Source organism: Paenibacillus sp. FSL H8-0282 (genome assembly GCF_037963825.1).
In the GTDB taxonomy this organism is placed as follows: domain Bacteria; phylum Bacillota; class Bacilli; order Paenibacillales; family Paenibacillaceae; genus Paenibacillus_AQ; species Paenibacillus_AQ odorifer.
The window spans coordinates 2,210,972-2,236,937 of the sequence record NZ_CP150146.1 but is presented as its reverse complement, the minus strand read 5'-3'; the positions used below and the strand labels follow the sequence as shown (position 1 = coordinate 2,236,937).

Here is a 25,966-nt window from a genome sequence, read left to right as displayed (position 1 = left end):
ACTCTACTCTCTACTCTCTACTCCACCTTACGCTACGAATGCCAATTCCCGCTGAGCTAAGCAGAGATTGTCAGATAAGACCTCTCTTTAGAAGCGTCTGCATTTGGAGTACCACCATCATTTGGAGTACCGCTATCATCTGGAGGATCGCCAGCACCTAATGTATCATCTCCTAATGCGTCTTCTAATGTGTCCCCAGCTTCTGGATTGCCAGCATGCTTTGTATCCCTGTCACCTTCATCGCTGACCCCATCGTCCCCATCCGAATCAATCTTAAAAATGTTGATTTCTTTGAATAAATTCTGCGAAATTTCGTTAATCTCAATGGCTTGACGGGCTATATCACGGATAGCATGATCCTGCTGTACGCTGGAGGCGTTCACCTCTTGCACCCCGGCCGCAGTTTCCTCGGCGATGGCCGCGACGGCATGCACAGACTCTGCGAGTCTACGGTTCATAGTCTGAGTCATATCCACTTTGTCGTGAATTTGCCCAATCTGTTTACTAATCTCCACAATAGAATGATCAATCGCTTCAAAAGAGGACAACGTTTCGGCCACTTTATGATCCTGTTCCTCAAGATTTCCTTTGGTCACCAGCATATATTGCTGGAATTCATCCATCCCGGATTGCAGCTCGCTAATAATCTGACTGATATGTACGGAGGACTCTTTGGTCTGCACTGATAATTGTCTTACTTCATCAGCGATGACAGCGAACCCTTTTCCGTAGGCACCCGCCCGGGCTGCTTCAATTGCTGCGTTAAGTGAGAGGATATTGGTCTGATTAGAAATATCTGTTATGGATTTAGTGATGCGCGAGATGTCCTTTGATTGATCACTCAGTTTGGTTAAAGCCAGATATACTTTATTAACAGATTCTCGCGAATGCTCAGACACCTCCCGGAGGGCGATGACGGATTCAGATCCTTTACGAGTATTGTGATTAGCCGTTTGACTGGTAGCCAGCATAACCTCGGTATACTCCGTGATCTCATTCACTTCACGTTCCAGCTCCTGAATCAGGCCAGCGCTCTGCTCAGATTGTCCTGCCTGCTGTTCTGCGCCTACCGAGATTTCCTGTATAGTGCTTACGATATCTTGATTCGTATGCGCCGTTATAGATGAAGATTCTTGAAAAGAATGCGAATAAGTTGCCAGCGAAGAGGCTACTGACTGGGTATGCTGAAGCATTTCCCGGACCCGCTCCACCATATGATCAAAATGATGACTCAAACTGCCCAACTCATCGTTGTAAGGTGAATTAATCTGCTGACGCAAATCTCCTTCGGCAATTTTTCGCAGAGCCACTTGCAGTTTATGAATAGGATTCAGGAAGGAACGTATGAGCATAACCGCAATCACTAATGTGAAAATAAACACTAGCACAGCTGCGTAAGCAACTATAGAGGTGGTCAGATTAAGCAGATCAAAAGAATAATCCTGTGCTTTTTCTGCATTTTCTGCTGCTGCCGTATACAACTTTTCATTAGTCACTAGCATGACTTCACTCAACGCTGTAGCCTTCGTATGTAATTCATCGATTTGTTCCAGCACACTCATGGGATCAAGCTGCTCGTCTTCTATGGTCTTTACCAATTCGTCAAAATATCCCGTATATTCCCCAATCTGACTATGTAATTGTTCTAACTCTTTAAATGCCGGCGAATCTGCCGCAAAATTCACCGTCGCCAACTCTTTAGTCAGCTTTGTTTGCTTGTCCTTAAAAGGTTGGACGAATTCCAAATCACTCGAACCTGCTAACGAAGATTCTACCGCATTCATTTCCTGCAGCAGTTGCGTAATTATAGACACGGTAATTCGTTTTTCCATCTCAGCTTTTTGCGTTTCCATAGAAATCTCCACTTGGCTGATTTTATGGTTTTGATAAAACGCTACTCCCAAAAAGAAAAGAACAACGGCGGAAAAACTCAAAATCAACTTCCATTTCATAGTTAGATGCATAGACCTAGCTTTCAACAATATCATCCTCCGTATAAAGCCTCATATTGCAATAGGTACATTCTACCAATATCTTGATTGTAGAAGCTGGACGTTAAATACTGGACAATGTTTTGTATGAGAAATGTAAATTATCTCGAATACCCAATCATTAATTCTCCTTGCAATTGACGTAACGTTAAATGCTAAAATAATCCACATAAGGCGCCTTATCAAACTATGAAATGGGAGTTGTCTATGAGCGGATTTGTTACCATTGATAAGCTTTCTGCGCAATTCGGGCTGACGAGTCGGACTCTGCGTCACTGGGAAGCTCAAGGATTGTTTGAAAGTAAGCGGGACAGCAGCTCTGGCTGGCGGATTTATGATGAGAAAGCAATACTCGCCATTCGGGTTACCTCATTATTAAGAAAGCTGGATATTAGCATCAAGGATATTGGAACCGTCCTTAAAAATATGTCCGTTCAGTCCATGTACGAAGCGCTCAGCCAGCAAGCGGCTTCTATTCACAATCAAAAAACAGAACTAACAAATAGAGAAGGTGAAATCCATCTCTTTTTACAGTGGATATCCGCCCATCTCGAGGAACCCATTACAAATCAATTATTATCTGAACTAAACGAAAAGTCATGCAGTCCATCGGATGGTATGACTAAAACTGAGGAGGTTATATCTATGCCAACTATTAATCACTCTACCCCTATTCATGTAAGATTCATTACTCTCCCAGCTATGAGATTTGTCTACAATGTTGCGGTTAGTACCTCTCCAGAAGATGAAGCTATGATTCCAGTTAATGATTGGCTGGACGCTAGTCAACTATTAGGCACAGCACGGCTGTTTGGCGGCAATACGAACCCGCATCCAAGTGGTGAGAATAAACCTTACGGATATGGATTCTGTGCCTCAATTCCGGAAAATGTGAAGATACCAGCTCACCTAAAAGAAATGCGCCTCGACGGCGGCCTCTATGCTTTGACAGAAAGTACTGATGATATCTACGGCTCATGGCAAGCCCTAATGGGGTATCTGGATAATCATCCTGATTATCAAGCGGATCACAATTCCAGATTATGTCTGGAGGAGCATATCCGTAACGATAGTCCCAAAGGTAGCGGAAATGAGTATGCCCTAAATCTACTCGAACCTGTAAAAAAGAGAGTTCACGCGCTTGCGTAAACGAGCGAGCCATAGATAAACGTTTCTCATCTAAAAAAAAACGCTCTCTTCTGCTTATTCGGGCAGACGGAGAGCGTTTTGTTGTACATTGCTTCTATTGATTTATTCCCTACGCAGACACAGCTGGAGTAATTTTCACAAAAATAAATCGTGTAAGCGGCCCAACTAAAATGATTTGCAGTGGAAGTGCAAAAATAAAATTTTTACCTATGGCAGACAGATAAGCTCTTGGTAGCTCAGCAGAAAATCCAACATGGAGAACTGCGCCATAGAAGGACATGAACAATACCATTCCGGTCACCATAAAAAAGGATATGAACATGATTTTTTTGATCATCGGCTCATTCTCTTTAACCAGCTTATGCGCGATCCCCTTCGCAACCTTGCCTACAACAAATACATCTAGAATGAGTGCAACTATAAATGCAGGCAAGTAGCCGACAATCACATCCTTAACTAACGTGCCTGACCAACCCTCCATTAGTGCTACATTGTAAATACTCATCCCCAGTACCATCAAAAAACACATGATGAACGTAAATAAAAATGCTTCTTTTTTGTTTCTTCCCATCTTCAAGCTCCTTTTATCTCTATATTGTCAACTTGGATTACAATAACACAAATTCTCAAATCAAGTCAACCAAGTTGACAATAATCGCAAATGACTTATACTGGGATAAACGAGCCATCATTTAGGAGTGTTCTAATGAATAAGCAGCTGCAAAAAATGAACCTGATTGATTTACTCAGTGAGAAGCATCTAGCTTTACGTAAAATAGTGACAGACAAAGACCCGGATCAAATCAATAAGACCGAATCCCACATTCTTGCAGTTCTTGAGGCCCGAGAAATGTTATCGATCTCAGAAATCAGTAGAATAATTCATATTTCAAGACAGGGCACGCATAAAAGCATTCAAGGCATGTTATCCCGTGGTTATGTCCAAGCCGTTGAAGTCGAAGGAAATCAGCGTGACAAAAATATTGTCCTCACTCCAAAGGGTATAGAATGCAATAACAGAATGATGATCACCAAAATTGAATTAGAGCAGCAGATCGCTGCCAAGCTGGGAGTAACAAATGTAGAGCTTCTTAAATCTTTGCTAAAAGAAGATTGGCTCTAATCTCCAGCAAAAAAAAGCCGCAGAGCTGTCTACTCTGCGGCTTTAAAAAGATTGAATTATTTTCCGGGAAATTGTCGTTAATTAGCTTTCAAAGCACTGTTTGCCGCGCTCTCTCCACCTAGACGACCTGAGGTAAAGGAATAACCAATTCCGACCCCATTGCCCACATAGGTATCATTGAATAATACGCCTTCCGATTCAAGCCCTACAGCAAACAATCCTTTTACTGGTGTACGTTTATCATTTAGCACTTGGAACTTAGTGTTTACCAGCAAGCCACCCACAGAACCCAAGTTGTTGATTTCAGCGACGATGGCATAATACGGTCCTTCTTCGCCCATTGGCTCTAAATAATCAGCAGCTTTACCAAATTCAGTATCCACACCAGTTTTTGTAGCTTCTTTATAACTATTGTAATTTTCTACAAACACATCTACATCCATACCTGCATTTGTTGCTAATTCTTCGATTGTATTTCCTTTGAAGCCATCTCCGTTTTCTACCATAGAATCAAACACCTTTTCTGCATTTACCCATGGATTCTCTAACGTGAATTGATCTGCAAATTCGGCATAAAATTCTGGTGGCATTCCTGGCAGGCTTGGTGCGTTAACACCTTTCATCCCCTTGGACTGAAGAGCAGCCAATTGAGATTTTGATACGATAACCATATGATAAGCACCATTAAATGCACTCGTATTAGCTGCTGCGACCGATGTTAATGTAGCTGCTTCATCTCTGAAACGTGCTCCGGAAGAACCGACATTCATGAAGTTAGGCAGATACGTCAACATCAGCGGATAACTTGCTTCAAAAGGCTCATATTGTGTTTTTAGTCCTTGTGTTGCTCTGGCTAATGTTTGGTGCAGCATTTGTCCACCGAAGTTATCAGGAACCTTGGCTCCTGCTTCCCAAGCCATCTTCAGACCTTCCCCAACATTCTGACCTAGTCCTCCGTTAACCCCTTCAAAACCAAAAGCTTCTTTAACCATTTCCGAATTTGCGGCATAACCGCCTGTTGCCATTACGACACTTTTGGCTGTGATTTCAAGAGTAGTCCCGTCCGATTTCTCAGCCACAATACCTGTAACTTCTCCTGCTTCATTGGTAATCAGCTTTTTGGCAGTGGTTTCGGTGATCACTTGTCCACCTTTTTGTTCAACCGATTCAGCCAACATTTTCCGAAGGGTCTCTTCTCGGGTTTCATAAGCTGGCAGTACATGCAGCTGCTCTCCGAAGAAGTTTAGGAAGCTGGTTTTATACCCTTTTTCTGCTAACCAATCATAAGTTTCGCCGGATTTCGTTACGTATTGTCTAATCGCTGCAGCGTCAACTCTCCAGTGATTGTTGACAATCCAATCGGCAATTTCTTTTTCCACATTTACTTTAAGATTATTGTCAGTAGCTGCGGAAGAATTATAGAACTTACCGGCCCAGGATAGATTACTTGCTCCCCCGATAACTCCTGTCTTTTCGATAATAATAACCTTGGCACCTTTATCAGCAGCGGTTACCGCTGCGGACACACCAGATGCACCGGCGCCTACTACCACTACGTCTGATTCAAGCTTTTCCGTTTTACCTTCACCTGCTTTTTGCACGCCACCGGCTTTAAGGACTTCCAGATTTCCTCCACCTTTGGTTACGGCATCTTCAACTGCCGCGAGCATTGCTTCACTGGAAAGACTCGCACCACTAACAGCATCTACTGCCAAGGTTTGTCCTTCCAGAATTTGATCTTTTATTTTTTCAAGTGCATTATCGCCTAGACCACCCGTTTCTGACTGGCTTACGATCTTAATATCTTTAATTTTATCTGGCTCATCCATAGTGACTTCTACTTTAATCACGCCCTCTTTGCCTTCCGCTTCCCCTGCGAATGTACCGGCTTTAAAAGATGATGATGACGAATTTGCCGACTCCCCATTTCCTTTGCATCCGCTCAGCATGGAAACGATCAGCACCATACAAAAAGTTAACATGAGCATTTTCTTGGTGAAATTTCTGTTGCGCATTCTCTTCTCCCCCAGTATCTAATATCTTATAGCTCGCCAAGAACGTGATATTTTTCACATTCATATCTATACATATCTACCGAACGTTGCCAAGCTATATACCGAAGTATAAACATTGGTGCAGCACCAAGGTCAATGTCCAATTCTTGTCCAAAAAGAAAAAACACCCGCTCTTAGAGCAGGTGTTTATAAAAATAAACTTATACAATTGGAATATTCACTTCCAAATATGAGCGGTTATTGCCTTCTATTTTTTCAGTAAGCATTAATTTACCCACCACATCACCCGCTATGGTATAACCATTTGCTTCGATGTAATCTATCATAAACTGCAAAGATTTCTTCGTGATATAATGTCCATCCGTAGATAACATGATAGCAGAAATACAGGTACTCGGGCTAATGTACTCTACATATTCATCGATATCCATTGCAAATTTCTGCACTTCCTCCTCGGGTAAGGTAAGCCCCCAGCTATAGTCAAAGTTATTATCACCGGATAACACCCCCGCGTCCTCAATCTTAAAAGAATAAAACGCATAAGGAAGCCTATCCATCCAAGTGTTGACGAGGCTTTTTACGATATCATTTTTTAATAATGCATTTTTATCCGTTTGCTTAAGCCTGTACATGCCTGGCAGTTGTTTAAGTTTACATATATATAATGAGGACTCTATTTCCTTAAGCTCTTTATGAATTTCATTCATCTTGTTTAGCAGCATCGTCTTTTGCTTAATCTCTTCTTCTAAACTCTGCTGAGACTGCTGCATCAATCCCATAACTTGCTCAATAGAGGAATCCTTCATCAGAAGTGCCACTTCGGGCAATGGAATTTCCATACTGCGATACCATCTGCTCATTAACAGATCCCTTGCATCTAAATCATTAAAATATCTATAATTATTGCTGTTATCTTTTGTAGGCCTAACAATATCATGTTTCTCGTATAATCTCAGCGTATCCGCAGTTACCCCGAGAATGGAAGCAAATTCACCTATGCAATACTTCACTTGAAGTCCCTCCATTCATTTCATGCATATCCTACCACACTAAATGATAAAGAGAAGGATGCTGTTTGGATATGAAGTAACTCATTTCATACTCAGGGTGTACATGCTAACTACGCTAGCGCAAGTAAGTGAACTAACATAAATCCAACTAAAGATAACATGACCGAACCTATAAGTCCCGCTGCAAAAGACTTCATTCCAAGCCGTCTAAATGCCGCCAAATCAACGTTTAATCCAAGCCCTGCCATCGCCATAGCGATTAACATATAAGCAATCGTAACGATCCCATTGGCTACTGATGCGGAGACGATTCCTAACGAATTCACATCACTGACAACTAGAAATCCTAGAATAAACCAAGGGATTGGAATGCTTTTCCACGAAGCTTTTGCCGCTCCACCTTGCACTTTTCTTTCTTCACGATTGGACCAAATCCCAATTAAAATAGCCACCGGCACAAGTAAAGCCACCCGGGTTAATTTAACGATGACCGCCATATCAACGGCAGCATTTCCACCAGCATCCGCAGCCGCGATAACGTGAGCAATTTCATGTAAAGTCGCTCCTGAGAATACCCCATAACCTAAATCTGATAAGCCGAGAAAAGGATATAAAAATGTGTACAGCAGTGTAAATATTGTGCCTAATATAGCTACTATAGCTGCACCAATGGCAGTTTCGTCATCTTTGGCTTTTATCTGTGGAGCGATGGCAACCACCGCTGCCGCACCGCAAATCGCAGTTCCGCAGGCAGTTAAGATACTGAGGCGCTTATCTACTTTGAACAGTCGTGCCAGCCCGTATACAACGGAGATCGCAAATATAATGACGATGACTGCCAAAAGAAATACCCGGGGTCCTGCAGCAACGATATCCTTTAGATTAAGCCGCATACCGAGCAAGATAATCCCAAGACGAAGCAGTTTTTTACTGGAAAAATCGGTGCCATGTGTGATGCTATTTGGCACTCCTATCGTAGCTCGCCAAATAATCCCGATTAAGATGGCAATGACCAATTGCCCCATAATAGATAGGAATGGAAAACCCGCTAAAAATTTCGCCAATAATGCGATAACTAAGGTTAGCCCTATCCCAAATGCAAACCCAACCTTTTTGTTGTGATCTGGTTGATACAAACCTTCTGATTGACCCATGTCGTATACACTCCTTGATGAATCTCTAGATGATGCTGTATAAATACATCCCATGACTCAACAATAATACGACACCGCTCGGAAGTTAAATACCAATATCCTATCCGTAAGATTAGGAATACTTATGCTTAATTTTAGACAAAAAAAGCTCCTTCGAGTGAAACATAAATGCCGTAGCATCTGCCTCACCAAAGGAGCAATTATAATCGTTAGTGATATTTAAGCTTCCAGCTTCTGTAGTCGAGTCCCTTTTGGAAGTACAGAAGTTATATATTCGTGTACCGGATGTTGCCCTTCCTCTTCCGCAAGTACAGTTACAATTCCTTGATCTGTACCGGTTCGAATCAGCCGCCCCATCCCTTGTTTGAGTCTTAACAGCATGTAAGGCAAATCCACATCTTCAAAGGGAGTGGAGGTTTCCACCCGTTTTGCCATAAACACTGGATCAAGCGGAGGATACGGCAGCGACCATATGATCACATTAGATAATGAAGGTCCAGGAATGTCTAGCCCCTCCCATAAGGTGACCGCACATAACACGCTATGCTCATCCCGTTGGAACGCCGAAATTAAATAGCTGATTTCTTGATCCCCTTCATATAAAAATGAATATGAACTGCTTTCCGGTCGTAACGAGTTAAGCTGCTTGAACTGCAGAAGCTCTTCACGAGTACGGAACAGTAGCAGCGCTCTACCTTCAGTCCGCTGAATAAGCTTCAGGGAAATTTCCATTTTCTCAGCAAAATCCCCACTCTGAAGCTCTGGCACATAGACATTCATCTGGTGCTCATAGTCATAAGGTGAGTCTACAGAGAAGGATAAAAAATCTTGTATCCCAAGACTGTCCTTCAAGTATTGGAATGATTTATCCACAGACAATGTAGCCGATGAGAATACGATTGGCATTTTTTGCGTGAACAGGCTGTCTTGAAGTACCTCTTTGACATTTCGTGGCATGACCGACAGCGTTAGACCATCACTTTCTTCTGTCGCCCAGCAGATTAGAGCTCCCGAATCCTCAAACAATCGCAAAGCGATCTCTATGGTCTCCAAACGTTCCTCCACAATTCGCAGTTGGTATTCATCAATCGTGTAGAGTCCGCTCTCGAATACTAATTCTTCTTCGATAGCAGCAATTACACTCCGCATCCGGTGTACCTCACGAATCAATGAAGCATTCAGCGCAATGCTTTTCCGATCTGATCCCGGTATGTTTCGGCATTGACGGCGAATCGCTTTGAACATTTGCTCACTTTGCATGATCGCTTCATCAATCAGAACCGCCAGCGTTTCACGGATTTCATTCTGTAGCAGGCGAGAAATCAATTCTTCAAAGACGACATGCTTCATCTTATAGCCAAGCGCCTTCATGGCCGCTGATTCTAATAAATGTCCTTCATCGAATACAACCGCACAGTGATCCGGAAGCAAAGGGATTTGCCCTTCCCGCTTACGCGCTTCATAGGTCCAAATATGCTCCATGTAATAATCGTGGGAACAAATGATCAGATCACTTGATTTCCGGTAATGATCACGGGACAAGGTCTGCCCGCAGCGGTGACGCATATCGCAAGTAAAGCAGTCCTGAAACGTATCCCAGTTAATCTTGTTCCATTGTTCGTCATTCAGATCAGGGTAATCTCTGCGGTCTCCATAAGCATGGAATTGCTGCATCGGTGCATGTGAATGTACAAAATCAGGTAATGTACTGTACAAGCTCTCCAGTGGTAAGCTTTCATCATCATGGTTCCGAGCCTGATCCAGCTTTTTCAGACACATATATTTATCCGGAGATTTCGCTAGTCTGGCATCAATATTCATGTTCAGATGCTTCGCAAGCTTGGCGATATCGCCTTCCGGTTTCACAAGCTGCTCAATCAAGGACTCGTCCGCACATGCAATAATCGCAGGTTTGCCCATATAACGCGCATAACAAATGCTATACAACAAATACACTAATGTCTTGCCTGTTCCGACCCCTGCTTCAGCAAAAATCGTCTTTTTCTCGGCAAAAGCCCGCTCTACCTGAAAGGCCATATATATCTGTTCATCACGTACTTCAAATCCAGCCTCAGGAAGAATTTCATAGAATACATCTCCGACCCATTCCCCTACTTGCTCCATAAAAGGTTTGGTCCGATCATATTCAAAAGGATACTGTTTCGCCAACAAGCCTACCTCCAATATTTGATCAGGCATCTCTACCATGCCATGAAAAATAGAATCAACGGAAAAACTCTATTATCTCATACGTTTGGAGGAATTACAAAAAATAATTAGAGACAACTAAAGATCTGATTAATAACGAAGATACTCTTTTTCGTAAATATCATTAATCCTTTCCAAAACATTCCTGGCTTGATCCTTAAATTTCAAATCCGCAACCTGGCCTTTCCGAAGAAATACCCCCGTCTCCCCACGGTGTTCTCCCAGAGCACCCTCATACAATTGGTCGGCGCCGTGGGTAGGCGGAGAGAAAAACAGCTTCATCAACGGTTTAACTATTAGAGGCAGTCCAGAATTTTTTCCTTTTCGCAGCGTGTTATTGCTACCCGGATCAACACTGCGAATCATGATGCCCTCGTTAGCAAGCTGCGGCGCAGCGGCCTGTGTCCATAACGATAATGCCAGCTTTGAGGTGGCGTAAGGACCAAGCAGCTTGCGGAAGGTGGTGGGACGCTCCAGGATTTCAATCGTAAACTCTTTCGTAAACTTAAGCGCGGAGGATGAGGTGTTGATCACCGTTTTTAAGCGTCCTTTTTGTAGGATATCCTTCAATTCCATTAAAATAATATACGGCACAACGGTCATCAACTCATAGTGCTTTTCGCGCCCCTGTGTCGAATAGCTCAGTTCAGGGAAGCTCCCGCCGGCATTGTTGAACAAAATATCGATCCGCTGCTCCTTGCCTTTGATCTCTTCCAGTGTCCCTCTCAAGCTGGGAAAATCCGCGAGATCGGTTGTTTTATAAATACGAAGCCAGCCGTTTTTGATGGCTTTTTGGATGTTCTCATCATCGGCTGGAAAACCGGAACGGTTCAAAGCAACCACCTGCCAATCCTCCGCTAGCAATTTTCGAGTTAATTCCAATCCAATCCCGGCGTTAGCGCCTGTAATCAATGCGATATTTTCACGTTGCTGTGTGCTCATTGTAAATCTCCTCCTGAATTCGGGATATCTTCTTCTTATAACGCACATTTTATTAATTGGAGTCGACTCCAAGTCAAGGCGTAATAAAAAGATTTTGTCCCAGAGATAAGGTCTTGACTTGGAGTCAGCTCCAAGTTGTATAATGCACACACAAAGCAATCTCCAGGAGGTACAGTATGAAGGCAGAGCAAACGTTTACGATAAAAGAAACCGCCGTGCAAACCGGAATATCCGAGGATACAATCCGCTATTACGAAAAGATCGCGCTGCTTCCCCGGGCGGACCGGAAGGACAACGGGCACCGCGTTTACCGGCAGGAAGACATAGATACAATCCTGCTGCTATCCTGCCTCAAAAAAACAGGCATGCCCTTGCAGGAAATGCAGCCATTTTTGGCGGTCTCCGCCGACGCTGATCCCGCGGATTATCCTGAACTGGTGGAGCATTTAAGAAACCATCGAGAAAACATCGTCAGCCAAATCTCCTCGCTGCAGCAGGTTGTCGATTTTATTGATATGAAGCTGGAACAAGGGAAATATCGCCGAGACTGCTCAGATAAAAGCGAGGACAAATCGAAATCAAAAAACATCTCCCCTGTTGAGATGAGTTATTTTTCTGGATCAGCAAAAATGAATAATTAATGAATTGGAGTTTTTAGGATGAAAGCAATGATCATAAAAAAATACGGGAATTCCCCTCTTCAACTAGCCGATATCCCAACACCCGCAGTGGGTGATTACGATGTATTGGCAGAGATCCACGCAGCAAGTATTAATCCTATCGATTTCAAAGTGCGGGATGGCAAAGTACGTACGCTGTTGAAATACAACATGCCCCTAGTTTTAGGAAATGATTTTTCAGGGATTGTCATCCAAGTAGGAAAGAATGTTAAAAAATTCAAGATAGGTGATGAGATTTACGGACGGCCCAGAAAAGATAGAATCGGAACCTTCGCAGAATATATCTCCGTACATGAAGAGGATATAGCTCTCAAACCTCACAATCTTTCCTTTGAGGAAGCTGCATCCATCCCATTAGTCGGGCTTACTTCTTATCAAGCTTTACATGATATATTACAGCTAACGGCAGGACAAAAGGTATTGATTCAAGCGGGAGCGGGCGGTGTTGGCACCTTTGCTATCCAACTTGCCAAAGCGATGGGGATATACGTGGCTACTACTACAAGCGATGCTGGAGCAGAATTGGTCAAGTCACTTGGAGCCGATCAAATTATCAATTATAAAACCGAAGCATTTGATAAGATTTCACAAAATTATGATGGAGTATTCGATACCATTGGCGGTGAAACATTAGAAAAAGCTTTTAAAACAGTCAAACAGGGAGGACAAATTGTATCGGTTTCAGGGTTGCCTAATGCACGCTTCGGAAAAGAGTATGGAGCTGGGTTCATAAAAACTAATATTTTTCGCTTGATTACCCGGAAGCTGAGCAAATTAGAGGCAAAGTACAAGGTTAAATACAGCTTTCTGTTCATGAAACCAAGTGGCAGTCAATTAGAAATCATTTCAGAGCTTATTGAATCCGGACAAATAAAACCTGTTATTGATCAAGTGTTTCCTTTTGTAGAAGCGCAGAAAGCGATGGAGTATTCCGAATCGGGCAGAGCTAAAGGAAAGATCATATTAAAAATAAAGTGATACAACATATAAATAAAACGGCAGTCTAAGACTTTAGGCTTCTGTCTAGACTACCGTTTTTTATTTGTGTACGCATTAATTAAAGTATCTATTTCCAAAAATCCGTGCCAGCAAAAACAAACTCTTTATCCAGTGTCTCGTCCCCATCTTCAAAGCAATCTGCCCAAGACACACGTTGCTTACTCAGGGGAATTGCATCCTTCACGCCATATTCCTTATAACTAACGGTTTGTTCATTAGCGGTGTTGTTCCAGTTATCCCAGCCAAGTGGATGTATATGTGCACCCAACTGGCAATCTACAAATACGGTTTTAGCATACTCACGCCAAGGACGGCCCAGAAACACCGGAGCAATATCAGGAGCAGCTGTTAAAAAGCAATTTTTAAAAATATAACCATACGATTGTCCCTCAGGTGTGGAGGCAGCCGTAATATAACCTGCTTGATTCTCACTATGACGCAAGCTGCGAATTTCACATCTGTCAAAATATGCTGTAGCCCCACCAAATATAAAGTCCACTGTTCCCTCTATATAGCAATGCTGATACAACTGCCGATATTGGGCATGGTGTTCTCTCAGTGGTATACCTCCAAACGTAGATCGCTCTTTGGGTGCAGGTGGCAAAGGTCCCGTGAACAACGTGTCCTGATACCCTTTTAAAGTACAATTTCTGAATACGGTTTGATCACAATTAGCATACACAGCTACGGCCTGCCCGATATTTTCACCCTGCCCTGCATTATTGGTAATCACCAGATTTTCCAAGACCAGATGGCTCCCGCCCAGAAATAACGTTGGTGTAGAGAATGTATTGATTTCTTCGCCCGCTTCATCACGCTCTTTCGCGTAACGATTCATAACAATCTCCACGTAGCCAATCCCTATGATCGTAAGATTAGAACGATAAATCCGCACTGCCTCTTTATAGACCCCTGACAAAATATAAAGCGTATTTGCTTGACCGGATGGCCCCTGCTCTAGTGAATCTATCGCCTCTTGAATCGTGTGATAAGCGCAAAAGGATTCTTTTCCTACAACAAGCATAGTGGATTCTTTTCCTTTCAATAAATTGATGACTTTCTCTTATGGACAGACATTCTGTGCTTCAGGTGACACTGTAGCTTGTTCTACTAATTTTTCCGGCTTCTTCGTGTTTTTTGATCGACAATCTATGATCTCTACAGCTTCTCCATTTTCAATGTAAAAAGCAGGCCCTTCATGGTTCTCAATCGTCACCTGATGAAATTGAACATCTCTTGCATTCCCGAGGAAAAACCCCCGATTATTCATGTTTTCGATCCCTGTCATCATGTCTGGATGGCCGGGAATTGCATTCGTCGCCATGGAGATGTCCACATTGGTAAACGTAATCTCGGATACATACTGCTCCGCAAGCCCGTATAAGAAACCCGCTGCGGCATGAACATTACGTGCGGTAATATTGGCAAAATGAATGCGTCTAAAACACGGCGTTTCCTCTGTAATCGGATAAGGATTTTTATCCCACACATATTTTTCTTTCCCGCGTGGTCCACAGAAATAATATAGATTTAGAGTAAACGGACAAATAACGTCCTCCATTACAATATTGCTGATCCGAATATCTTCAATCGTTCCCCCGCGTCCCCGTCTTGATTTCATCCGGATTCCACGATCGGTTTGTTTAAACACACAATTACTAATCGTGACATTACGAATATCTCCACTCATTTCACTACCGAGTACGACACCCCCGTGTCCATGTACCATAGTGCAGTTGGTGATCGTAATATTCTCACAAGGAACTCGTTCTTTGGTGTCCTCAGTTCCTGCCTTGATCGCAATGCAGTCATCACCGACATCAATATTGCAATTGCTAATTCGCACATTGGTGCAAGACTCTGGATTAATGCCATCTGTATTCGGAGAGTCGGCCGGGTTCAGAATGGAAATATTATCAATAGTCACATTGTAACAGCCTATCGGATTAACGGTCCAGCTTGGAGAATTGACCAGCGCGATATCTTTAAGGGTTACCCGCTGACATCTGTCCAAGCCGATTAGAGTCGGCCGGGGATACTGCAGCTCTTCCCGGCGGTTCCGAAACTTATCCCACCAGAGTTCACCATTTCCGTTAATCATTCCGCTGCCAGTGATCGATACATTAACTAACTCTCTTCCATAAATACAAGGTGAATGAACCTGCTGCTTCACTCCTTCCCATCTGCATTCCACTGCAGGGTAATCCTCCGGGTTCGTACTGAATGAAAGAATGGCACCAGGATTTAAATTCAATTCGATATTGCTTTTCATATGAATTGCACCGGTTAAGAACGTACCAGCCGGTACATAAACGGTTCCTCCACCGGCTTTATTTGCCGCTTCAATCGCACGCGTTATCGCTTCAGTCGCTAACTTTTTACTATTCTTAAGCGCTCCAAAATCCTCAATATTGTAGATCAACATTCATAAGCCCCCCTGTTCTATATCAGATCCAGCCTTTTAATTGTTCATATTCCACACAAGCCTGTAGGAAAGCACCCACACCTTTTTGGTCGTTAGTGACAATAGGCTCGCTAATGTAATAAGCGAAAGTACCGTCACGTTGGTCCACTCCACCTAATCCGGCTACTTGGCAATTCTTATTTAAATTGACCCATTCTTCTTTGGTTTCTAGTACAAACTCCGAGATAAGTCCTTGTTGAGCCAGATCTAATGTTTCGTACCATCCAGCGTTTAACACGCCTAATCGGATACCTTTAGCCATGGCATACACGATCATGCTTGAAGCAGAGGCCTCAAGATAATTTCCTTTGCGTTCCCCTAGATTAATCACTTGATACCAGACCCCGGATTCCTTATCCTGATATTTCTTCACCGCAGTTAAGGTATCATTTAGTATTCGTACCAGCTCTGGATAATCTGAGTGCTCACTAGGCAGCAATTCCAGAACATCAACTAAAGCCATGAGATACCAGCCAAGTGAACGGGCCCAAAAGTTAGGCGAAAGTCCTGTTTCAGGGTCGCACCAAGGTTGAATACGCTGTTCATCCCATGCATGATATAGCAGACCTGTTACCGGATCTTTCGTATGCTTCTCACACAAGATAAATTGTTTGGTTACATCCTCAAGTCCCTGCCCTTCTTCAAAAGCTAGCAAGTAGGCTAAATAAAAAGGAGCGCCCATATAAAGTCCATCTAACCAAATCTGATAGGGATATATATTTTTATGCCAAAAAGCACCTTCCGAGGTTCGCGGATGGGTCTCAAGTTGCTTTCTAAGTAAAGCAGCCGCTTTTTTGTATTTTTCCTGCTTCGTTTCTTTATATAGAGTCAATAATAATTTTCCGTTGTTAATATGATCGATATTATACTCCTCTAGGTGGTAGCCCTTGACACTGCCATCTTCCTGAATAAAGTAGTCCATATTATCTTGAATGAACTGCAGATACTTCGAATCACCGGTCTGCTTCCAAAGCCATTCAAAACCGTTCAATACCACGCCATAATCGTAGGTCCAGCTTCCTTTGTAGCCTTTATCTTCATAAAGCTTCGGTGTCCGCGCCATAATAGAGTCTGCCGTTTGAATTGCCCACTGTGATTTCTTCATCCCAACCCCCAAAATATTTATAAATTTAAGAGCTCAAAAACTAAAAATAGGTTCACCCGATTTAAGGATTACTTTGTACATAAAATAATACGACTTGATTCTCTGAAATCTCAGAGAATCAAGTCATTGTTTAGTAAGGATACGGAGCGATTCAGTCTTGGAGCATTGACTGTATTTCAACACAAGCCATCACCAATGCGCCCACACCATGCAGATCATTTTTAACCTTAGGCCGAGTCACGTAACTCTCGTAATCTCCAGCTGAGGTACCGATACAAATGTCCGGCAGAACTAATCGGTTATGCTCATCCCACTGGATTACTTTGGTTAACCCTTCATATCCTTTTTTAGCGGCAGCTGTAGCGATAGTCACATCACTTACAACGCCATGCTTCACGGCTTTGGCAATCGTATAGACGAACAAACATGACCCTGAAGTCTCCAGCCAATTATCTGGCTCATGTCCCTTATCTACGACTTGATACCAAAGTCCACTTTTTTGATCTTGGTAACGAATAAGTGCATCCACAAAATCTCTCAGCGTAGTAGAAAGCTCTGTCCGGGCTGAATCATGGGAAGGTAACAGATCCAGAAATTGCGATAAGGCGAGACCATACCATCCTAATGATCGGCTCCAGAACTCCGGTGAACAACCCGTCTCCGGATTCGACCAAGGCATCCGCCGGCTCTCATCCCAGGCATGGTATAACAAACCCGTTGTCTCATCCTTCATATGCTTGCGCATTAACATTTCCTGATGAAGGACCGTTTCACGCAAGCTTGGTTCATCGTAGACATTAGCATATTTCAAGGAGAATACGCCTGCCATATAAAGTCCATCCAACCACATTTGGTTGGCGTACTTATCCTTGTGCCAATACCCGCCCTCAGAGGTTTTATTTAGTGTGAGCAGTAAATTTCTTAGCTTCTCTGCTGCAATACGATACTTAAGTTTGCCTGTCCGTTCATAAAGAGTGAATAGTAGCTGTCCTGCTTGAACCGCATCCAGCTCATCACGTGCAAAATAAAAGTTCCCGTATTCATCCACCAAATCATCTACATATTCCTGAATATAGTTGATATAACGGTCTTCTTGATAAGCATTCCACAAAAGCTCCATGCCACACAGAAATACACCCTGATGATAGTGCCATCGATGCGCAGGGGGAAGCTCTCCCGCCCTGTAAGTATCTATTAGTGAATCGCAAGCTTTTTTTGCCCACTCTATCGGCGTTGTAGGTATCTGTACAGTCATCTCGAAGCTCCTCCCCTAAGTATAGTCTCTCTCTTTCTTGCTAGCCCTTCATAGAACCCAACATGGCACCTTTGGCAAAATGCTTTTGCAGGAACGGATACACACAAACTATTGGTAAGGTAGCTACAACAATAACAGCCATTTTAATTGATTGATCTGGCGGTGGAACAGCAGCATCCAGTGTAGCGCTGTGATCCATACCGCTGGCAAGGACGACAATTTGTCTGAGCAGAACCTGTATTGGCCATTTCGCACTATCATTCAAATACAGAATCGCATTCATGTAGGTATTCCAATACGTTACCGCATAGAACAATCCGATCGTCGCTAATGCAGGTAAGGATAGTGGCAATACAATCCGAAATAATATTCCAAAATCGTTACAACCATCAATTTTGGCCGATTCCTCCAAACCTTCAGGTATATTTTGGAAAAAGTTTCTCAAAATGATCATATTAAAGGCACTAATCGCTGACGGTAGAATCAGTGATGCGTACGTGTCAATTAGTCCTAATTCCTTCACCACGAGGAACGTTGGAATCATCCCACCATGAAAAAGCATGGTGAACACAACCATGAAGTTAACCACTTTACGACCATCCAGATCTTTTCTGGTAAGAGCGTAGGCCATCAAAGAAGTTATAAACAAACTAAAAATAGAACCAATTGCCGTGACACCAATGGAAACACCCATGGCTTTAAATATTGTATTCGTCGAAAAGATGAACTTGTACGCTTCCAGACTCCATACCTTTGGAATCAGTACAAATTTGCTAGAAGCTAGTTCTGCACTCGTTGTGAAAGAGCCTGCTACAACGTGAACAAGGGGAAGCACAGTAATTAAAGCAATGATCGCAAGCAGCGTAAAGTTTATAGCAGAAAAGATTCTACCACTGATTGTTTTATCTTCTACCATTTCGATTCCTCCCACAAAATATCAATAAACGCCTTCTTCTCCCATTTTCTTGGATAATTTATTCACCATCATCACCATTACAAAGCCTACAATCGATTTAAAGAATCCAATAGCTGTACTGTAACTAAACTGCCCCTGTCTCAAACCAGCAGTATATACATACGTATCGATAATTTCCGCAACTTCTCGATTCATGGAGTTAAGTAGCAGATATACATGTTCAAATCCAAGATCAAGAACGGAACCAATTTTCAGAATAAATAATGTAATAATTACGCCTCTAATCGCTGGAAGAGTGATATGCCAGACTTGTCTAAGTCTTCCAGCTCCGTCCATACGCGATGCTTCATAAAGCCCTGGGTCAATCGCAGCTATGGAAGCTAGATAAATAATCGTTCCCCAACCTGCTTCTCTCCAAATCACCTGAATAATATACATGGGCCTGAACCACCCTGGATTAAGCAGGAAATTGATTGGTTCAAAACCAAAATAGACAAGCAGCTCGTTGATAATCCCTCCATCCATCGTGACCATTACATAAGAAATGGAGACGATGATAACCAATGACAGAAAATGGGGCAAATAGAAGATCGTCTGAAAGGTTCTTTTGAAAAAGCTGCCTTGAAGTTCATTTAACATCAGGGCAAGAATAATCGGCATCGGGAAATAGATAAGAATATTTAATCCGAAAAGAATAAGTGTGTTCACTAATATATTTAAGAAATCCGGCTCTGTGAACAACCTGCTGAAATGCTTCATCCCTACCCAGTCACTACCGTTGATCCCTTGATAGGGTTTGTAATCCTGAAATGAGATAATTAATCCGTACATTGGAAGATATTTAAAAATCAAAAAATACAGTACTCCCGGAGTTAGCATGACGTAGAGCCATTTATTTCTCCACAGCCGCTTTTTCAGTTCGCTGCTGCTTTTATAAATTTCAGGCTTAGGATTCATTTGAGGAGCTGAGCTGGGCTGTGCGGTGACTTCCTGCATGATATTCTTCCTTTCTCCTTCTTTATTCAAACACGATATTTCTGAACCCAGTGAGGAATAGAAAAGGTTGTTGAAACAAGATCAACAACCTTTTCAGCTACAATTTGTCGCTTAACTATTCGAGTACGGGTTACTATTTTTTGTATAACGCGTTGTATTCTTCAATAATCTTATCTCCACCACGGCTCTTCCAGTTCTCTACTTCCTTCTCAAATCCAGCCTTGTCAATCTGACCATAAATATATTTATAGGTTGCATCTGTAATAATCTGTTGAAGCTCTACGCCTTTTTCTGTATAGGTAGCCGAATCCATAGCAGCTGTTGGATCCGCTACACCAACTTTGACATTCTCAAGAACCAATTGATCTGCATGAATTCTTCCTGGCAGCGTGTTATAGTTCTCGTACATTCCATTGGTTTCAGCTTCGCCGATAACGCTGTCCTTATATCCCTTTACTTCACGTTCAATCAATTCTTTGTCGTCTGCAGCTTTCGCTTTACCGTCTTCAACGGTATAGTGAGTACCTTCAATTCCCCAATACATCAAATTAGCTACTTCTGGGGTCATCATTTGATCAAAGAAAGCAAGAATCTTCTTCAGCTCTGCCTCATCCTTGACAGCAGATTTCGGGAACAAGACAACATTGTTATAGCCTGGAATCATCCATTGAGCATATTTTCCATCTGGACTTGCAACCATACTATGCGCATCCAAAACAGCGTCAGGGTTATTCTTAATAGTATCTTTATTGATGGCATCAATATCTTGCATGGAGCCCCCAATATAGAGTCCACCCTTTCCAGCCTTAAACATATTTACAGCATCCGTTTTACTGGTGGCAGCGAAATCTTGATTAATGTATCCGCCATCACGAGCTTTTTTGAAAAAATCCATTGTGTCGAAATATTCATCGAAGGTAAATTCAGGCGCTAATTTGCCATCCTTCTCACCCCAGGTATTCGGTGTTCCGAACCAAGACGAAACAGTTTTGAAAGCTCCATAGGTCAACTCATTACGGTCAATAATACCGGTAGTATCTTTCTTTCCATTACCGTCTGGATCTTGTTCTGTGAAGGCTTTAGCCATTTCAAATAATTCATCTACATTAGCTGGTGCAGCAAGTCCTAATTTATCTGCCCAGTCTTTGCGGTAAATGATCCCTTGGCGTGCAAGTGGACGCCCGATATATAGGGTATAAAGCTTGCCATCTACTTTCGTGTTATTAAGAATTTCTGGTTTCAATTTGCTCAAATTCGGAAATTCGCTTAATAGTGGACCGATTTCCCAGAATTGTCCGTCTTTTATCGCTTCTTTCATCTGAATGAAGGTTGTCTGATTCTTCAAATATGTTACTTGCGGCAATGAACCCGTTGCAAAAGATGAATTCAGTTTTTCTTCATAAGTATCAGCCGGAAAAAATTGATAAGTCAGCTTCGTGTTGGTCAATTTCTCAAGTTCATTCTTAATCGTATCAGGCGGAGTCTCTGATGTATTCAATGGAAGCATGATTTTGATTTCTGTAGGTTCCTCTTTAGGTGCTTCAGTCTCTTCCACCTTCGTAGTGTTCTGTGCACTTGTAGTTGGGGCTGCTGCTTCTTCTTTGTTATTGTTGTTACCACCGCATCCAGCTAACAATGTGCTGAATGTTAACAGTGCTGTTAACAACATGGTGAAGGATTTCTTCTTCATACCATTTTGACCTCCATAATTTGTATTGGTTACGAGTTCCACGTTACATCGTCGGCAAGGTTACGAAAACAATCATTTCCCCATAACGGCGCGTTCTGAAAGGGATCTGAGCAAATGATTATCGGGATATCGCAGCACAAAAAAAATCCACCGCATTATCCGCAGTGGATCAAAACCTTTTTAACCTATTTACTTTTCTGTCTCAAACTCAGCCTCAGCATATTCCTTAATAATAAGATTGCCTCCACGAGCTCTCCATTTCTCAACCTCTTGCTGGAATCCCTCGACGGTAATGTTACCTAATATATAGTTATATGTAGCATCCACAATGATTGTAGATAACTCCATATTCTTCTCATCAAAAGTAGATGAGCTAAGAGAAACTGTCGGGTCATCAACCAGAAAAGATTCATTATCTTTACTCAGCTGATCTGCTAGAGAGGTTAATTGCTCCTTCTGAGCCACTTCCATAATGTTTTTATTACTAATGTCCGCAATCATTAAAGCATATAGCGGATTCACTTCCTGTACCCGCAGTTGTGAGGTTTCCTCGGGAAGGATAATTTTTCCGCCTTCAAGCTTATAATGCCGCCCCTCAAAGCCATACATCATTATATTGGATACATCTTTATCCATGGTCCGATCAAAAAATCCAAGCACCTGCCGAAGCTCCTCCTCTGTGGCAATGGACTTTTTGGAAAAGAGATACAGTCCGTTGTAATTGGGGATAGACCACACTTTATATCCATCAGGCCCCTCGATACGATTGATCAGCGTAAGTTCAGCCTTTGGATTGTATGCTTGAGCTTCAATTGACAACCGCTGCACATCAGTCATGCTGCCAATAAACACACCAGCGATACCGTTAATGAATTTATCGCGTTGAACCTCTTTACTGGTAAGAGCAAAGTCCTGATTTATGATTTTTTCATCATATAATTTCTTCATAAAATTCATTGTGTTCATATACTCCGCTGTTACGAATTCCGGAACAAATTGATGATTCTCTAGCTTCCAATTATTTGGTGTGCCAAAATAAGAGCTTAGTGTCTTAAATACACCATAAACAAGATCATTACGATCGACTAATCCAAGGGTATCTTGTTTGCCATTCTGATCCGGATCGTTATATGTAAATTGCCTCATTACTTCATATAGGTCATCTAAGGTCTGTGGATTGCTTAAATGAAGATTGTCCAGCCAATCCTTACGTATTATGACACCCTGTCTGGAGGAAGGGCGTTCTGTATACAGGCCGTAGATCTTACCATCAACAGCTGTCTGCTTAAGAATAGCGGGGTCCAGTGCTTTAAGATTGGGGAACTCCTGAAGATATGGGCCGATCTCCCAAAATGCTTCAGAACGGATGGCGTTTTTCACCAGATTATAGTCTGAGAACTTCACAAAGGTGACTTTTCCCAAGGAATTAGTGGTCAACGCCGTGTTCATTTTATCGGTATAAACACCCTCAGGCACCCACGTGATATCAAGCTCCACCCCTGTTAATCTTTCAATCTCAGCTATAATCTTTTTTGAAGGCTGCTGTGGAAAATGAAGAGGTGCCAAGATGGAAATGCTCGGGCGAGCTTCTTGCAGTACAGAACCAGCTGACTTTCCATCACTGCAAGCGCTTAACATAGGGAAAACAAGCATGAAAAATAAGCAGCAACATAACGTTGCCCTTCTACACAAAAATTGTCTAAACATTTCTACAGCCTCCTAAGGTATTGTAAGGATTTTCACCCTACAGCTTGAAGATTTTCCATTTTGTAGTCATAATTAGGGTTAATGATTATTGCAGAACGAGATGATTATTGTTATTTTCCACCAGGTTTCATACACTAAGAACAAGTGTCTACTTCTACATAAGTAAAGGTGCTGAGTCCCGTGAGACCATTAAGCTTTTTAAGTAAATTAACGATTTTTGCCTTTGTAATTAGCACGTTGCCGGTGATATTCATCGGTTCTTTTTCCTATTTCACATCATCTAATGAGATCCAAAAGAACGTAAACAACAGTAAAATGGAACTTATATTACAAATCACCTCAAATGTAGAACATAAGTTAACAACTGTCAATCAAACATTAAACCAAGTAATCAACTCTAGTGTATTAAAAAAAGCACTAAATAACCCTTTAAATGAAACCGATTTCATTTTATATAATGATTTAAGAAACGAAATCCGCAATATGCAATCCTTCGATACGAAACTTGAGGATGTCATCCTGCTCAATCAGCAGCAGAACTGGATGATCAAAAATTCAGGCGTCTACCGTCTGAATGAATACAAAAACCACGCGCAACTCTCTAATCTAATGAATATAGCTGACGATACTTCATGGATTTTGAATCCATCGTCCTTATTTTATAGCGAGGAGAGCATTAACGTCACTGGCTGCAATTACAGCATCAGTCTTATCAAAAAGCTTCCCACCAATAAGCTGCAAAAATATGGGCTTGCCCTAGCTAATATTCCGGTCTGCAGTCTTCAGGATTTCATTAATTCAGATGTGCAGCCACTCGATGACATTATCGTTCTGGATCAAGCTGGCCGCTTCCTGCTCCATCCGGATACCAGCTTAATCGGAAAACCTAAAGAGCAAGGCGGATTTAAAGAAGTCCCTTTAATCTCTGATCCTTCTAAACAATCCGGACAGTTCAAGACTGTGATCAACAAAAAGAATTACTCCGTCACTTTCATGCGTTCTCAGTTAAATGGCTGGGTTTATCTATCGGTTACTTCCATGGAAAGCTTGACGAAGGAGTCCAATAAAATTGGTATGTTTACGATAATCGTGTGTACCTTTATGCTCTTGTTCTCCATTCTTCTGGCCTGGATCGGCTCCAGGCGTATGTACACCCCTATCGAAAGACTGCTTAATCAGATGGGCCAACGCAAACCGGATATTAAATCGAGACATCGCAATGAATTTCAGATTATAGGAGAACAAGTTCATTCTTTGTTCCAATCCAAATCACAGCTGGAAAAAGAAGTCCGGCAACACTTTCAGCAGGTTCGTACGTTTTTTCTGATCAATGCCTTCCACGGCAATGTTAAGAAACGTGATTTACTCGAAGAATTAGGGCAATTCGGTTACCAAACCCAGCTTGAAGAATGGAAAACCATGGCAGTAATTACGTTGTCTATTGATTATGCCGAGGATTCCAGCTATGAGAAAAAAGATCTCAGCCTCTTATTGTTCGCTGCCCACAATATGATCGAAGAGTTAATCTGTCCTGAACAACGGCTGGCTCCAGTGATCATGGACCATGCGGTAGTCGTATTATTGGGCAGTCCAGACTGCGATACCCAGTCTTTTCATAAGACACTGTATTCGTTAACGGAGAAGCTGCAGCAAGAAATAAATAATTATCTAAAGGTGCAGGTGAGTATTGGGCTGAGCCTGCCCTTCAACGCCTTCGATAAACTAGCCATCGCCTACAGAGAAGGTCTTGAAGCACTGAAGCATCGCATTAAGCTTGGCAAAGGCGTTATTATTCAATATGAGAACATTAACTCCGGCAAACATTATCTGAACTTGAACTACCCTACGCATAAAGAAAACGATCTAATGGATGCGATCAAGCTGGCTGAAACGGATAAAGCCAAGGAACTGATTCATTTGCTTTTTAAATCTATCTTTGCCCTTGAGCTTTCACCACAGGAATATCAAATCCCGTTGACCCGCTTACTCAATAACTTGCTCATTATGATGCAGGAATCGGGCATTAGCTTAAATCAGATCTATCATGCTAATGGCTCTATTTTTGAGGAATTACATGACCTTCATACCGTGGCTGAGATTGAGGATTGGTTCTGGAGCATGGTCATTTACCCGATGATCAAAATTTTTATCAGCAGGCAAAATGCCCAATACCAAAACATCTCTGAGAAAATCATTGATCTGATCCAACATGAATATGATACGGATCTAACCTTGGAAGAATGCGCTTCTCGACTGCATTACAACGCCAACTATATCAGCAGTGTCTTCCGTAAGGAGACCCAATACTATTTCAGCGAATATTTAACGATGTACCGATTTAAAATGGCGAAAAAATGGCTGCAGGAAACCGATATGCCGATCAAAGATATCGCAGCCAAATTAAGATACAACAATTCTCAGAATTTCATTCGATCTTTCCGTAAACAGGAAGGGATGACCCCTGGACAGTACCGGGATAACAATACAGGCACTAAATCCAAACCAACATTTGACGAATCTATGTAAAAATCACAAAAAAATCGTTCAAGGCCGAATCTAAAA

Annotated in this window: 20 protein-coding genes; 5 read left to right on the top strand and 15 right to left on the bottom strand. The window is 42.2% G+C overall.

Annotation, left to right across the window (positions count from 1 at the left end; genetic code table 11):
* Positions 1–56 precede the first annotated feature (56 nt).
* Positions 57–1,952: a methyl-accepting chemotaxis protein gene (locus NST94_RS09560; RefSeq protein WP_280775615.1), complete on the bottom strand. Its 1,896-nt coding sequence runs from the start codon at positions 1,950–1,952 to the stop codon at positions 57–59.
* Positions 1,953–2,198: 246 nt separating this feature from the next.
* Here NST94_RS09560 and NST94_RS09555 point away from each other — a divergent pair, with 246 nt between their 5' ends.
* Positions 2,199–3,140 carry a MerR family transcriptional regulator gene (locus tag NST94_RS09555; protein ID WP_280752702.1) on the top strand — a complete coding sequence of 314 codons (942 nt, stop codon included), beginning with the start codon at positions 2,199–2,201 and terminating at the stop codon, positions 3,138–3,140.
* Between the two features lie 109 nt (positions 3,141–3,249).
* Here the strand turns inward: NST94_RS09555 and NST94_RS09550 are convergent, their stop codons facing one another.
* The gene (locus NST94_RS09550; protein ID WP_076124997.1) at positions 3,250–3,711 is read right to left on the bottom strand and encodes a DUF2798 domain-containing protein; all 462 of its coding nucleotides are present in this window, start codon (positions 3,709–3,711) and stop codon (positions 3,250–3,252) included.
* Between the two features lie 135 nt (positions 3,712–3,846).
* On the opposite strand from NST94_RS09550, the gene NST94_RS09545 reads away from it, so the two are divergent.
* A complete protein-coding gene (locus NST94_RS09545) occupies positions 3,847–4,263 on the top strand; it encodes a helix-turn-helix domain-containing protein (protein ID WP_076184313.1) in 417 nt (138 codons plus the stop codon).
* A 77-nt stretch (positions 4,264–4,340) separates the two neighbouring features.
* Here the strand turns inward: NST94_RS09545 and NST94_RS09540 are convergent, their stop codons facing one another.
* The 5 genes from NST94_RS09540 to NST94_RS09520 all read right to left on the bottom strand — a co-directional run bounded on the left by NST94_RS09540 (position 4,341) and on the right by NST94_RS09520 (position 11,592).
* A complete protein-coding gene (locus tag NST94_RS09540) occupies positions 4,341–6,278 on the bottom strand; it encodes an FAD-dependent oxidoreductase (protein ID WP_076304407.1) in 1,938 nt (645 codons plus the stop codon).
* Positions 6,279–6,478: 200 nt separating this feature from the next.
* Positions 6,479–7,288, bottom strand: a complete 810-nt coding sequence (locus NST94_RS09535; RefSeq protein WP_076124994.1) for a MerR family transcriptional regulator — start codon at positions 7,286–7,288, stop codon at positions 6,479–6,481.
* Between the two features lie 110 nt (positions 7,289–7,398).
* Positions 7,399–8,442 carry a YeiH family protein gene (locus NST94_RS09530; RefSeq protein ID WP_339281906.1) on the bottom strand — a complete coding sequence of 348 codons (1,044 nt, stop codon included), beginning with the start codon at positions 8,440–8,442 and terminating at the stop codon, positions 7,399–7,401.
* Positions 8,443–8,661: 219 nt separating this feature from the next.
* Positions 8,662–10,641: an ATP-dependent DNA helicase gene (locus tag NST94_RS09525; RefSeq protein ID WP_339282138.1), complete on the bottom strand. Its 1,980-nt coding sequence runs from the start codon at positions 10,639–10,641 to the stop codon at positions 8,662–8,664.
* Between the two features lie 99 nt (positions 10,642–10,740).
* Complete coding sequence (locus NST94_RS09520; protein ID WP_339281905.1) at positions 10,741–11,592, bottom strand: SDR family NAD(P)-dependent oxidoreductase; 852 nt, start codon at positions 11,590–11,592, stop codon at positions 10,741–10,743.
* A gap of 176 nt (positions 11,593–11,768) precedes the next feature.
* Between NST94_RS09520 and NST94_RS09515 the strand changes: the two genes are divergently transcribed.
* Together NST94_RS09515 and NST94_RS09510 are read left to right on the top strand one after the other, a co-directional pair.
* Positions 11,769–12,233 (top strand): MerR family transcriptional regulator, encoded by a 465-nt coding sequence (locus NST94_RS09515; RefSeq protein ID WP_076124989.1) that lies wholly within the window; start codon positions 11,769–11,771, stop codon positions 12,231–12,233.
* 18 nt (positions 12,234–12,251) lie between these two features.
* A complete protein-coding gene (locus NST94_RS09510; protein WP_076191243.1) occupies positions 12,252–13,250 on the top strand; it encodes an NADP-dependent oxidoreductase in 999 nt (332 codons plus the stop codon).
* 88 nt (positions 13,251–13,338) lie between these two features.
* Here NST94_RS09510 and NST94_RS09505 read toward each other — a convergent pair whose 3' ends face one another.
* From NST94_RS09505 to NST94_RS09470, 8 genes are all read right to left on the bottom strand, one after another.
* A complete protein-coding gene (locus tag NST94_RS09505; RefSeq protein ID WP_339281904.1) occupies positions 13,339–14,295 on the bottom strand; it encodes a pectinesterase family protein in 957 nt (318 codons plus the stop codon).
* A 39-nt stretch (positions 14,296–14,334) separates the two neighbouring features.
* Positions 14,335–15,696, bottom strand: a complete 1,362-nt coding sequence (locus NST94_RS09500; RefSeq protein WP_339281903.1) for a glycoside hydrolase family 28 protein — start codon at positions 15,694–15,696, stop codon at positions 14,335–14,337.
* 22 nt (positions 15,697–15,718) lie between these two features.
* The gene (locus NST94_RS09495; RefSeq protein ID WP_339281902.1) at positions 15,719–16,840 is read right to left on the bottom strand and encodes a glycoside hydrolase family 88 protein; all 1,122 of its coding nucleotides are present in this window, start codon (positions 16,838–16,840) and stop codon (positions 15,719–15,721) included.
* Between the two features lie 151 nt (positions 16,841–16,991).
* Entirely contained in the window at positions 16,992–18,095 is a 1,104-nt protein-coding gene (locus tag NST94_RS09490; protein WP_076301277.1) for a glycoside hydrolase family 88 protein, read from the bottom strand.
* Between the two features lie 40 nt (positions 18,096–18,135).
* Entirely contained in the window at positions 18,136–19,011 is an 876-nt protein-coding gene (locus NST94_RS09485; RefSeq protein ID WP_036679255.1) for a carbohydrate ABC transporter permease, read from the bottom strand.
* 21 nt (positions 19,012–19,032) lie between these two features.
* The gene (locus tag NST94_RS09480; protein ID WP_036679252.1) at positions 19,033–20,007 is read right to left on the bottom strand and encodes a sugar ABC transporter permease; all 975 of its coding nucleotides are present in this window, start codon (positions 20,005–20,007) and stop codon (positions 19,033–19,035) included.
* A gap of 133 nt (positions 20,008–20,140) precedes the next feature.
* Positions 20,141–21,697, bottom strand: a complete 1,557-nt coding sequence (locus tag NST94_RS09475; protein ID WP_076301278.1) for an extracellular solute-binding protein — start codon at positions 21,695–21,697, stop codon at positions 20,141–20,143.
* A 189-nt stretch (positions 21,698–21,886) separates the two neighbouring features.
* On the bottom strand, positions 21,887–23,404 hold the full coding sequence (locus NST94_RS09470; RefSeq protein ID WP_081383134.1) for an extracellular solute-binding protein: 1,518 nt from the start codon (positions 23,402–23,404) through the stop codon (positions 21,887–21,889).
* 180 nt (positions 23,405–23,584) lie between these two features.
* On the opposite strand from NST94_RS09470, the gene NST94_RS09465 reads away from it, so the two are divergent.
* The gene (locus NST94_RS09465) at positions 23,585–25,930 is read left to right on the top strand and encodes a helix-turn-helix domain-containing protein (protein WP_076278595.1); all 2,346 of its coding nucleotides are present in this window, start codon (positions 23,585–23,587) and stop codon (positions 25,928–25,930) included.
* Positions 25,931–25,966 lie beyond the last annotated feature (36 nt).